General features: G+C 61.6%; 11 protein-coding genes. 8 read left to right on the top strand and 3 right to left on the bottom strand.

What is annotated here, in order from left to right; translation table 11 throughout:
- The first annotated feature begins 319 nt into the window (after nt 1–319).
- The 6 genes from LIW51_RS10800 (at nt 320) to LIW51_RS10825 (ending at nt 6,304) form a co-directional block, all read left to right on the top strand.
- On the top strand, nt 320–1,783 hold the full coding sequence (locus LIW51_RS10800; RefSeq protein ID WP_227374143.1) for a substrate-binding domain-containing protein: 1,464 nt from the start codon (nt 320–322) through the stop codon (nt 1,781–1,783).
- 12 nt (nt 1,784–1,795) lie between these two features.
- Entirely contained in the window at nt 1,796–2,776 is a 981-nt protein-coding gene (locus LIW51_RS10805) for a carbohydrate ABC transporter permease (protein ID WP_227374144.1), read from the top strand.
- Complete coding sequence (locus LIW51_RS10810) at nt 2,777–3,709, top strand: carbohydrate ABC transporter permease (RefSeq protein WP_227374145.1); 933 nt, start codon at nt 2,777–2,779, stop codon at nt 3,707–3,709. It begins immediately after the preceding gene.
- Between the two features lie 6 nt (nt 3,710–3,715).
- Nucleotides 3,716–4,903, top strand: a complete 1,188-nt coding sequence (locus tag LIW51_RS10815; protein WP_227374146.1) for an ABC transporter ATP-binding protein — start codon at nt 3,716–3,718, stop codon at nt 4,901–4,903.
- Nucleotide 4,904: 1 nt separating this feature from the next.
- Nucleotides 4,905–5,108 carry a DUF8005 family protein gene (locus LIW51_RS10820; RefSeq protein WP_227374147.1) on the top strand — a complete coding sequence of 68 codons (204 nt, stop codon included), beginning with the start codon at nt 4,905–4,907 and terminating at the stop codon, nt 5,106–5,108.
- 128 nt (nt 5,109–5,236) lie between these two features.
- The gene (locus LIW51_RS10825; RefSeq protein ID WP_227374148.1) at nt 5,237–6,304 is read left to right on the top strand and encodes a Gfo/Idh/MocA family protein; all 1,068 of its coding nucleotides are present in this window, start codon (nt 5,237–5,239) and stop codon (nt 6,302–6,304) included.
- Here LIW51_RS10825 and LIW51_RS10830 read toward each other — a convergent pair.
- Complete coding sequence (locus LIW51_RS10830; protein WP_227374149.1) at nt 6,296–7,303, bottom strand: DUF2332 domain-containing protein; 1,008 nt, start codon at nt 7,301–7,303, stop codon at nt 6,296–6,298. The two genes, LIW51_RS10825 and LIW51_RS10830, sit on opposite strands and share 9 nt — an antisense overlap.
- A gap of 76 nt (nt 7,304–7,379) precedes the next feature.
- On the opposite strand from LIW51_RS10830, the gene LIW51_RS10835 reads away from it, so the two are divergent.
- Nucleotides 7,380–8,351 (top strand): sugar phosphate isomerase/epimerase family protein, encoded by a 972-nt coding sequence (locus LIW51_RS10835; RefSeq protein WP_227374150.1) that lies wholly within the window; start codon nt 7,380–7,382, stop codon nt 8,349–8,351.
- A gap of 9 nt (nt 8,352–8,360) precedes the next feature.
- Here LIW51_RS10835 and LIW51_RS10840 read toward each other — a convergent pair whose 3' ends face one another.
- Nucleotides 8,361–8,792 (bottom strand): NUDIX hydrolase, encoded by a 432-nt coding sequence (locus tag LIW51_RS10840; RefSeq protein ID WP_227374151.1) that lies wholly within the window; start codon nt 8,790–8,792, stop codon nt 8,361–8,363.
- A gap of 426 nt (nt 8,793–9,218) precedes the next feature.
- On the opposite strand from LIW51_RS10840, the gene LIW51_RS10845 reads away from it, so the two are divergent.
- Nucleotides 9,219–10,319 (top strand): Gfo/Idh/MocA family protein, encoded by a 1,101-nt coding sequence (locus tag LIW51_RS10845; protein WP_227374152.1) that lies wholly within the window; start codon nt 9,219–9,221, stop codon nt 10,317–10,319.
- Here LIW51_RS10845 and LIW51_RS10850 read toward each other — a convergent pair whose 3' ends face one another.
- Entirely contained in the window at nt 10,320–11,171 is an 852-nt protein-coding gene (locus LIW51_RS10850; RefSeq protein ID WP_227374153.1) for an eIF2B alpha/beta/delta subunit family protein, read from the bottom strand.
- Nucleotides 11,172–11,382 lie beyond the last annotated feature (211 nt).

An 11,382-nucleotide genomic window follows, 5' to 3' on the forward strand; every position in this document is an offset into this window, starting at 1 on the left:
ACGTACCACGGGGCGGACGTGGGAGGGCGCGAGCGACCGAACCACCTACGATTTCGTACAGTTTCGAAGTGATTGTACTCATCTGAAGTGTTTGATGTTTCCGCGAGACAGAAGTGGCAGTCGTCTCGGAGCCGTCTCTATCGGCGTGTCGTGCGTTTACTGAGCGGGATGAGTGAAATGATAGATATCGGCCATAAACAGTTTTACACGGCCTGCATTCAATTTACGCGAGTGTAGCACGGCGTGACCAGAAAACACTACAACCACAGTAGTCAATCGCACCAAAGTTATAAATGGATTTGCTACCTTTTGTCAATGCATGGTAGGTGTTAGCGAGCGCGACGATTGTCGTCGGCGAGACGGCGTTTCACGACGAACGTTCGTGAAGGCTGTCGGCGCTTCTGGAACGGCAGCGGGCCTCGCTGGATGCACCAGTCGAGGCCAATCGAGTAATCCGAATGTCATCCAGTGGGCGGCCGACGACGACGTAAGAACGAACAAAGATGCCATCGAAAAGGCACTCTACGAAGCAGGACTCGACGAGAGCATCAAACTCGAAGTCCTCGCGGGCAACGAGCAAACCGGTGCGAGGCAGTCGCAGTACCAACGATGGTTGTCCGCCAACTTATCAGAGCCGGACATGCTGCTCGTCGACAGCGGGTGGGCGATACCGTTCATCGCCCGGCGTCAGTTGCTCAATTTGAGCGACTACATGTCGAAGCAGGCGCTCAACAAGGTCAACAACGACTACTTCCAAGGGAGCGTCATCACCGGGAAGTCGAACAGCGGTGACCTATACGCCATCCCGCTGTTCTCCGACTTCGGGACGATACAGTACCGCAAGGACTTGGTGAAGAAGTCTGGATTCAGCCCCGACAAGGAGAACTGGGCGACGAAGGGAATCTCGTGGAAGAAGTTCTCGAAAGTCACCAAGAAAGTAATGCAGGACAACAAGAAGCAGATCGACTACGGATTCACCTTCCAGTCGAGCATCTACGAAGGGTTGTCTTGTTGTGACTTCAACGAGTTCATCACCAGTTGGGGCGGCACGTACTTCGGCAGCACGAAGAACCTCCTCGGTCCCGTCGGACAGCGTCCAGTCACACTCGACTCGAAGAACGTCATCGACTCGGTGAAGATGATTCGGACGTTCATCCACGGAAACAGCGCTCCGAACACCCTGAACGGCTACGCGGGCGGCATTGCGCCGCGAGCGGTGTTGAGTTGGACGGAAGAGACATCGCGTGCGCCGTTCACCAACGGGAACGCGGTCATGCACCGTAACTGGCCGTACTCCATCCTCATCAACGGCGAAAAGAAGGTCTTCGGCAAAGACCTCGGCGTGATGCCGATTCCGTACGGCGTGAAGGAAGGAGAGGCTAAAGAAAAAGAACTCGGCGGCATCGCCTCGGCGCTCGGCGGGTGGAACGTTGCCATCAACCCGAACAGCAACAAGAAGGACAAGGCGGTGCAGGTGTTGGAAGCGATGACCAAGGAGAGTTTCAAACTCAAGCTATTCGAGACGATCGGCTGGATTCCGCCGGAACCGGGGGTTCTCGAAACCAAACGGGCGAAGAATATCCCGGTCATGGGTCGGTACGTCGACACGCTGAAGGTCGCAGGGCAAAACGCCCTACCGCGTCCGGTGTCGGTCGTCTGGCCGCAGCAGTCCGGGAAGATCGCCCAAGGTGTTCACTCGGCCTACTCCGGGGCGGCGGCCCCAAAGCAGGCGATGTCGACGCTGAACAGCCAGATCAAGGAGATCGAGAACTACAACAAGTAGGGTGTGATACGTATGTCAACAGAACAATCACGCAGGGAAGAGCCGAAATCCGGGGTGTACGCCGGCACCGTCCGGTGGGTCGAGAATTTGAGTGAGACGCAGTTCGCCTACCTGTTGTTATTGCCGGCGCTGTTACTGCTCGGCCTCATCGCGTTCTGGCCGCTCATCAGCACGTTCGAGATGTCGCTTCGCGCCGACAGCCTTCGCGGTGCGTCACAGGTCGGCGAGTTCGTCGGGTTTCGGAACTACGTCGCCCTCCTGACGGGGAAGCTGGACACCGTGGCGCTCCCGCAGCCGTTCATGGACTTCAGCCAACCGTTCAAGAGCGCGCTCACCGTAACGTTTATCTTCACGATCATCAGCGTCGCCATCGAGACGGTCATCGGATTCGGGCAGGCGCTCGTGCTCGACCAGGACTTCCGCGGTCGGCGCTGGGTTCGGGTCGCCATCATCATCCCGTGGGCGGTACCCATCGTCATTCAGGGGATGATCTTCTACCTGATGTTCCAGCCGGGCATCGGATTCGGAGCGTCGGTCATGGAAATGATAGGATTGACGAGCACGCCGCTGGTAAGTAGTAGTTCCGCGCTCGGCATCATCGTCGTCGCGGACGTGTGGAAGACGACGGCGTTCATGGCCCTGCTCATCCTCGCAGGGCTCCAGAGCATCGACCGGAGCCTCTACAACGTGGCGAAGGTCGCGGGCGCGTCGAAGTGGCAGCAGTTCAAGATGATCACCCTGCCGCTCGTGCTCCCGACCGTGTTGGTCGCCATGCTCTTCCGAACCATCGCGGCGATGCGGATCTTCGGCCTCATCGAGACGATGTCGAGCTGTACGACGGTGCCGTCGCTGTCCTGTCTGGTCGTCACGACGTTCAGCACCCGGCGATACGGTACCGCGGCGGCCATCGCGTTCGTCACGGCGGCCATCATCGGAATCGTGGTGTCGGTGTACATCGTGAAGTTCCGCGACAGCGCACAGGGGGGATTCTAGATGGCACAAGCAGACCAGACGGCACAGTCTGAAACTCAAGGAGGGCCGTTCCAGCGCTGGGTACAGGGGTCGATACAGGATCCCGAACGAACGTATCAGGCGATGTTCTACGTGGTGACCATCTTCTTCCTGTTCACCACGCTGTTCCCGTTCTACTGGCTGTTAGTGTTGGCGTTGACCCCCCGACAGGCCATCTCGAACATCTGGTTCCTTCCGAAGGGGTTCAACCCCGAAGCGTTCGTGACCATCTTTGAACAGTTGCCGTTCCACATCTTCATGTTCAACAGCTTCGTGCTGGCGCTCATCACGACGGCTATCGTGTTGGTGCTCGCCAGTCTCGCGGGGTACGTCTTCGGACGGCTGAGCTTCCCCGGGAAAGGAGCGTTGATGCTGCTCATCCTCGCCATCTCCTACTTCCCGCCGGCGGCGTTCCTGCTCCCGCTATTCCGACTGTTCACCGGGAACGTGGAGATACTCGGTATCAGTAGCCCGATGCTGTACAACACGCCGGGCGCGATGGTGTTACCGTTCAGCGCGCTGTTCATGCCGCTGTCGATATTCATCCTCACGACGTTCTACGGCCAGATTCCGGACGGCCTGGAGGACGCCGCACGCATCGAGGGGACGACGCGACTGGGCGCGCTGTTCCGAGTCATCATTCCGCTGTCCGCACCCGGCGTGGCGACGGCAGGAGTGCTAACATTTATCTCGGTGTACAACGAGTTCTTCTTCTCGTTCCTGATGACGAACGGGAAGCCGTCGAACTGGGCCCCGCTGCTGTGGGGCATACTGGGCTATCAGGGTCAGTACGCTCAGTTCTACAACCTGATGGCGGCGGCGAGCATCGTGGGCGTCCTGCCCATCGCTATCCTCGTCGTGGTGGCACAGGAAAAGATCGTCAGCGGACTCACCGCTGGTGCGCTAAAGGAGTGATACAAAATGGGTGAAGTCAACTTAGAACACGTTTCGAAACGATACCAGGAGGTAACGGCAGTCAACGACATGAATCTGAGCATCGAGGACGGCGAGTTCGTCACGCTCGTCGGCCCGTCGGGGTGCGGGAAGTCCACGACGCTCGAAACCGTCGCGGGGCTGACGACGCCGACGGAAGGGACGATAACCATCGCCAACCGGGAGGTGACCAACCTCCCGCCGAAAGATCGCGGAATAGCGATGGTGTTCCAGAACATCGCGCTGTTCCCACACATGGACGTGTACGACAACATCAGCTTCGGGTTGCGGCTCCGCGATTACGACAAAGACGAGATCGACCGCCGCGTCGAGCGCGCGACCGAGATCGTCCAGCTCGAAGGGATGATGGAACGGATGCCGGACGAGCTATCTGGGGGTCAGCGCCAGCGCGTCGCCATCGCCCGCGCGATTGTGCGCGAACCCGACGTGTTCCTGATGGACGAACCGCTGGCGAACCTCGACGCCAAACTGCGCGTCCACATGCGTACCGAACTCCAGCGACTCCACAAGGAACTCGACGCGACCATCGTCTACGTCACGCACGACCAAGCGGAAGCGATGACAATGTCCGACCGCATCGCGGTCATCAATAAGGGTGAACTCCAGCAGTTCGCCCCGCCACTCGAATGCTACAACGAGCCGACGAACCTGTTCGTCGCGGGATTCATCGGCTCGCCGAGCATGAACTTCGTGCGAGGAACCGTCGATTCGAACGGGTTGGAGACGCCGGACTACCACGTCGAGTTCGACGCCGGCCAACTCGACGGTGTCGCGGTCGGTGACGAATTGACGCTCGGCGTCCGCCCGGAGGACGTGTATCTCGTCCAAGACGCCGACAAGGTGGCGAACCCCACGCAGCAGATCAGCGCGCGGACGGACGTGCTCGAACCGATGGGCGACGAGATATTCGTGTACATCCTCACCGGCGAAGGCGAGACGGCGGGAATGGAAGCGGAAGCGGAGGACACCCATCAACTGCTGATGAGTGTCAACCCCGACAAAGACATTGATATCGACGAAGACGTGGACGTCGTGCTCGACAGGGAGCGCATCCACCTCTTCGACACCCAAACCGGCGACGCCATCGCCCACGGATTGGAGTTCGCGCCGGTCGAGGCGGAGACGACGGGCACCGAAGCGGAGGGGGACGACTGAGATGCCGACGGAACTCGGTTGGTTCTATTTCGGCGCGGGGACGCTCCTGTTTTTCTTCTGGGCGTACGGTATCGTCTCGTTCGCCCTCGACTTGAAGAACAAGATACTTCCCGGTATTCGAACGTTGCTCGCAAATCGCGCCGCGCGAAAGGCGGACGAAAAGCGGGAGCGCGAACGCGAAGAGAAAGAACAACAGTTGTATTGACGTGACCCTCCGCGATCTTCCGAGTTCTGTTCGCCCCCGGTCAGGTAGCCAAAGCGGAAATACCAACTGCGACCGGCCGGACCGCCGAAGGGAAAAGAATAACTCCGTCTCACAGGTGAGCCGTAACTATGAGCGCCAGTGAGCCGGTTCGAGTTGGGTTCGTCGGTCTCGGAAATATTGGACACTACCACGCCGATAGAATCACCGATTTGCGCCACGAGATCGTCGGCGGGGTCGATATCAACCCCGACGCGCGCGCGCGATTCGCCGAGAAGTATGATACCCGTTCGTTCGAGAGCTACGAAGAACTGTACGAGTCGGACATCGACTGCGTCATCGTCACGACGCCGAACAAGTTCCACGAGGAGTACGCCATCGCCGCCCTCAACTCCGGACTCGACGTACTACTCGAAAAGCCGCTCGCACACACCTTGGAAAGCGCGGAGCGAATCGCGGAGGCGGCCCGAAACTCGGAGGGCTTCTGCATGGTCGGGTTCCACAACCGCTTCCGGAATCCGGTCGAGGTGATCAAGGGGTATCAAGACGAGGGGCGCTTCGGCAAGACCCGCCACGTCGAGGCGAACTACATCCGCCGTCGCGGGATTCCCGGCAGGGGGTCGTGGTTCACCAACCGCGACGTGGCGGGCGGCGGCGCGCTCATCGACATCGGCGTCCACGCCATCGACCTCGCGCTGCACCTCCACGACTTCCCCGACGTGGTGGAAGTGAGCGGCGAAGTTCGGTCGCAGTTCGGCGGGCGAGAGGATTACACATACCTCGAGATGTGGGGCGAAGACACCAAATCGGGTGCCTTCACGGTGGACGACTCCGTGAGCGCGTTCATCCGCTGTGCCGGTGGTAAGACCATCTCGCTCGAAGTTGCGTGGGCGGCGAACCGTGCGTCGAACGAGAAATACTACGTCCGCGGGACGGACGCCGGGGCGAGCTTCGACAAGCACGACGACTCGCTCACCCTCTACGAGACGGATATGGTCGGCGCGGACCACTTTTCCGACACCAGCATCCGAACCCGGCAGGAAGACGCCCACAAAGCCGAACAGCGCGTGTTCTTCGAGGCTGTCCGGGAGGGTATCGCGCCGAACCTCAACACCATCGAACAGGCGCTCTCCGTCCAGCGCGTCATCGACGCCATCTATCGCTCCGCGGAACAGGATGCGGCGGTGCAGTTACGGTAACCACCGGAGCCACTTCCCGTGTTGTTCGTAGGCCGCGAGTCGCCGATATTCCTCGCCGTCGAACCACCGGAGCGTGAGCGCGTTGTCCCACTCCGCCGCGGCCTCGTGACCCGAGAGCCAGTGGAGCGTCCGTCGTTCCGCCGCTTCTTCGATTCGCTCGCCGAGACGCTCCTGCGCCGACTCCGGCAGTTGGTAGCGCATCTGCGTGTCGAAGACGCAGACCGGTACGTCGTTCGGAATCTCCCGTAGGACGTCCGGAAGCGACTCGACGGCGTCCCCCTGCCGAAGGTCGGGCGGGTGGTGCTGGGCGATTTCGGCGGCCCCCGCGAGCAGACGGTGGCGATCTCCGTGTTCGGGCCAGACGAGCGCGCGGAGCCACAGCACGTCCGCCTCGTCGCGCACGTCGAGCGGGTTCAGATCGATACCGACGTGGGAGGCGACCGGAGGGAACTCGTCCGGAAGCGGGGGCGACCCGCCGCGAATCTCCGAGTCGAGCGCGAACTCGCCGGTTCCGTACCGACTCGCGTCGCCGTAATCGTAGGCGTAGCGGTTCCAACAGAGGTTGAGTCCGGCGCTCGGGCCGAGTTCGACCAGCGCGAGGGGTTCGCCGCCGACTTCGCGGGAGACATGCGAGAACGCCGGGAAGAGTACGGTACAGCGACGAACCGCGTTCGTCTGGGTTCTGCGACTGTGGAGCACGGGCAGCAGTTCGTCTTCGTATTCGGCGCAGAAATCGCGGAACGCAGGGAACGGATCGCCCTCGGCGGGGTCGTCGGTGACGCTGGGGTAGTAGTCGGCCAACGGGTGGTCGGTGTCCGCGAGAAGCCGCGAGTGGACGGCGGCCAGCAGGACGTGCGGGGGAGAACGCTCCGAGGGAACTTCCTCGGCGAGCGAGAGCAGGTCGGCGTCGGACGCGACGCCGCGGGAGATGCACTCGTAGAGTGGCGACGTGCCGTCACACCACTCGGCGAAGCCCTCGAATCGTGCGGAGAGATTCATATCCTCGGATGAGTTTTCGGTCGGCGTAAACGTCCCCACCGAAATTTTATTCCCGAATGCAGTAATCGTTCCTGCTATGGACATCGGTGTTCTCACAGTACCACTCGGTGACGAGTCGCTGGACGACGCCCTCGCCTATCTGGACGGCATCGGGGTCGGTGCGGTCGAGATCGGCTGCGGCGGTCATCCCGGCGAAGACCATCTGCCGCGGGACGAGTACCTCGATAACGACGACGCCCAGAGCGACCTCCACTCCCTGTTGGGCGAACACGACATGTGGATAAGCGCGCTGGCGACCCACAACAACCCGATTCACCCGGACGACGAGCGGGCCGAGGAGGCGGACACCGACCTCCGCGAGGCGATTCGACTGGCCGACCAACTCGACGTGGACGCGGTCACGTGCTTCTCGGGACTGCCCGCAGGCGGTCCGAACGACGAAGTGCCGAACTGGGTCACCGCCCCCTGGCCGAGCGAGCACGCCGACGCGCTGGAGTACCAGTGGGAGGAGGTCGCCATCCCGTACTGGCGCGACATCGCGGAACACGCCGCCGACCACGGCGTGAACGTCGCCATCGAGATGCACCCGAACATGCTCGTCCACGAACCCGCCGGACTGCTCGAACTGCGGAACGCGACCAACGAGCGCATCGGCGCGAACTTCGACCCCAGCCACCTCTATTGGCAGGGAATCGACGTGCCCGAAGCCATCCGCTTCCTCGGCGAACACGACGCCATGCACCACTTCCACGCAAAGGACACGAAGGTGTACGAGTCGCAGGCCCGCTACAAGGGCGTGCTCGACACGACGCCGTACACCGAGGAGGCCAACCGCTCGTGGCTGTTCCGCTCGGTCGGTTACGGCCACGGTGAGGAGCACTGGAAGGATATCGTCAGCGCGCTCCGGATGGTCGAGTACGACGGCGCGCTCTCCATCGAGCACGAGGACTCGCTGACCAGTTCGCGCGAAGGGCTGGAGAAGGCTGTGGAGTTGCTGGAGCGCGCGGTGTTCCGGACGAACCCCGGCGAAGCGTACTGGGCCGAGTAGCGAGCGCGCCTAAAGGCTCGAAAGAAGCGGTTCGGGATAGAGTGTCTCGTCTCCCGCGGTGAAGTCGGACAAGGATTTCCAAATACATTCGATTTCTTCGTCGAACTTCGGTTCGTAGCCCGAAAACGAATCCCGTTCGTACGGCCACGGTTCCACGATGTCAGCCTCGTAGACGCGCCAGACCTCGTGTGTCCGCTGGCCGTCGAAGGTGAACACCTCTTCGTAGGTTCCGAAGTGAGAGATGTTCGCCAGCGAGACGCCGAGCTCTTCCTCGAACTCACGGTGGAGCGCGTCTTCGCTGTGCTCGCCGAATTCGACGCCCCCACCGAGGAGGTAGTGGAAGTGATCGTCCTCGGCCGGGTCGCGGTCTCGCGCGACGAGGATTTCGTCGTCGCGGCGAATCAGACCGCGAGCGGAGACGCGGATGTGATTTTCGGACATGGACGCTCTGCGAAGCGGTGATTATTTGATAAGCGTGTCGAATTGATGGAGAGTGTCCGCGGACGACGGACGGTTGCGACGGAACTGTGACGTTATGGTGCACTGAAGGTGCGTCCGCGCGAAGTCTTCGTGAGCGAAGGAGTCGGTTGGGGAGGGTGTGGCCTGCGGTGGCGGAGGTGGGGTGGGACTGAAAGGGGCCGGGCGTTCGAGGATACCACCGCTACGATATCTCACCGCTCATGCTAAGAGCGTCCGAGGACTGTCTGAGACACAGCCACCCTGGTTCCAAAGTTAGCGCGACGATACCGTTGGAGGACGGTTCGAACCGCAGCTCACCGAAATCCATCTGACAAAAGTATCTCCCCAAAGAACTGGTCGCGGGACGAGCCATCAAACACTAAGCCCTCTCACGAAGAACGCCAAACCATGACACTGAAAGTCGGCGTTCTCGGCTATCGATTCATGGGCAACGCCCACGCGAACGCGCTGGCGCGCTTGCCGATGTTCTTCCCCGACGCACCGGACGTGGAGCGCCACGTCCTCGTCGGGCGGGACGAATCCGCGCTCGAAGACGCGGCAGACCGCCTCGGGTTCGCCGAAACGAGCACGGACTGGGAGGAGATCATCGACGACGTGGACGTGTTCTACAACCTCGGGCCGAACTTCGTCCACGTCGACCCCTCCGTCGCCGCCCTCGACGCGGGCGTTCCCGTGCTCTGCGAGAAGCCCCTCGCGGCCACGCTGGACGACGCGGAGCGCATGGCCGACGCCGCTGAATCGGCGGACGTGCCGACCGCGACCGCGTTCAACTACCGGTTCATCCCGGCCATCCAGTACGCCAAGAGACTCATCGACGACGGCGTGCTCGGCGAGATTCACCACTTCCGCGGGCGCTACCTGCAGGACTGGCTGGTCGACCCCGACGCGCCGTGGTCGTGGCGCAACGACGAGGAACTGGCGGGCAGCGGCGCGCTCGGCGACCTCGGCGCCCACACCATCGATCTCGCGCGTTTCCTCGTCGGCGACTTGGAGCGCGTCTCGGGCCACCTACAGACGTTCGTGGACGAGCGCCCTGTTCCCGACGAAGACGAAACCCGCCCCGTCACGGTGGACGACGCCTACTCCGCGCAGGCCGAGATGGAAAACGGTGTGATGGCCACCTTCGAGGCGTCGCGGTTCGCGAACGGTCACAAGAACGACCACACCATCGAGATACACGGCTCCGAAGGAAGCCTGAAGTTCTCCCTCGAACGCCTCAACGAACTTGAAGTCCTCAGAGGCGACAACCGGGGCTACGAAACGGTGCTCGTGACCGACGAGACTGACCCCTACATCGACCACTGGTGGCCCCCGGGCCACGTCATCGGCTGGGAGCACACCTTCGTCCATGAGAACTATGAGTTCCTCTCGGCGATAGACTCCGGCGAGGAGTACCATCCGAACTTCACTGATGGGTTGGCTGTTCAGCGCGTACTGGACGCCATCGACAAGAGCGACGAGCGCGGGGAGTGGGTCGGAGTCGAGTAATCAGTATTCCCACGTCCCCTCGTCCGTCACGACGGAATCGAGCAAGCGGGTCGGCGTCGCGTCGTAGGCCGGGTTCGCCACCGAGAAGCCTTCCGCCGGCTCTCGAATCACTTCGCTTCCGGAGCGGAAATCGTTCTCGAAGCGGAACGCCTCGCCCACTATCTTCGCGCTGGAGCCGATGGTCGTCACGGGGACGCCCACCTCGTTCGCGGTGGTGACGAGGGGAAACGTTCCGACGCGGTTGTAGAGCGTCTCATCCACGATGCAGTCCATACCGGTAAACACGCGGTCGCACTCTGGTAGATAGTGGCCCGAGGCGCCGTCCACGATGAGGGTCACGTCCACTTGGTCGATTTCGCCGAGCACGCGGGCGGTTTTACGCCCAAGGTAGCGCGGGCGAGCCTCCAACACGTACACGTCGAGGTACGCGCCCTCCGTGACGGCCTGTTCGACCGCTTCCAGCACGGTCGAGGAGTAGTCGTGGGTCATGAACGTCAGGCCGTCCTCGAACAGCGGGGCGGCGTTCTCGGCGGCGCGGCGCTTGGCGGTCACGACCTGCTCGACGACGCTGTCGATGGCTTCGCTCGTGTTCTGTTTGGCTTCTTCGACCGACTCATTTTCCGCGTCAGTGACCATCGTGACGATGGCTCGCTGGGTCGTGACGAGCGAGGCGTGGGAAGGGTTCGCCCGCCGGAGGGCGTTGCTGTTGTGTTCGAGCGCGCGCTCGAACTCCTCGACCGTCTCGAACTCTCGGTCTAAGAGGTCTTCCAGCGCCTGCGCGGCCTTGACCGCGACGGTCGAGGAGCTGTGCGTCTGCATCTCCTGTATCTCCTCGACAGTCTCGTCTATCATGCGCTAACGGAGTTCGTCGGGATACAAGATTGTTCTGGGTTTCCGATTTGTAATGCGCGGAATCGTCCACGGTCGAACTCGGTGATAGAGGCGGTAAACGAGATTCGGAGCGACGACTTCGTGTTCGCCTCGGTCGTCCGTTTCGGAAGCGGTGAACTCCGCCCGACACCCCCTCGGTCGGTAGGTATATTTGAATCAGTATTCGAAACGA

The organism is Haladaptatus halobius, assembly GCF_020618475.1.
In the GTDB taxonomy this organism is placed as follows: domain Archaea; phylum Halobacteriota; class Halobacteria; order Halobacteriales; family Haladaptataceae; genus Haladaptatus; species Haladaptatus halobius.

Bases quoted from the DNA above. Each gene is read 5' to 3' on its own strand.
- LIW51_RS10840 (WP_227374151.1), bottom strand. From the start codon at position 8,792: ATGTCCGAAAATCACATCCGCGTCTCCGCTCGCGGTCTGATTCGCCGC.
- LIW51_RS10835 (WP_227374150.1), top strand. From the start codon at position 7,380: ATGGACATCGGTGTTCTCACAGTACCACTCGGTGACGAGTCGCTGGAC.
- LIW51_RS10820 (WP_227374147.1), top strand. From the start codon at position 4,905: ATGCCGACGGAACTCGGTTGGTTCTATTTCGGCGCGGGGACGCTCCTG.
- LIW51_RS10845 (WP_227374152.1), top strand. From the start codon at position 9,219: ATGACACTGAAAGTCGGCGTTCTCGGCTATCGATTCATGGGCAACGCC.
- LIW51_RS10825 (WP_227374148.1), top strand. From the start codon at position 5,237: ATGAGCGCCAGTGAGCCGGTTCGAGTTGGGTTCGTCGGTCTCGGAAAT.
- LIW51_RS10800 (WP_227374143.1), top strand. From the start codon at position 320: ATGGTAGGTGTTAGCGAGCGCGACGATTGTCGTCGGCGAGACGGCGTT.
- LIW51_RS10805 (WP_227374144.1), top strand. From the start codon at position 1,796: ATGTCAACAGAACAATCACGCAGGGAAGAGCCGAAATCCGGGGTGTAC.
- LIW51_RS10850 (WP_227374153.1), bottom strand. From the start codon at position 11,171: ATGATAGACGAGACTGTCGAGGAGATACAGGAGATGCAGACGCACAGC.
- LIW51_RS10830 (WP_227374149.1), bottom strand. From the start codon at position 7,303: ATGAATCTCTCCGCACGATTCGAGGGCTTCGCCGAGTGGTGTGACGGC.
- LIW51_RS10810 (WP_227374145.1), top strand. From the start codon at position 2,777: ATGGCACAAGCAGACCAGACGGCACAGTCTGAAACTCAAGGAGGGCCG.
- LIW51_RS10815 (WP_227374146.1), top strand. From the start codon at position 3,716: ATGGGTGAAGTCAACTTAGAACACGTTTCGAAACGATACCAGGAGGTA.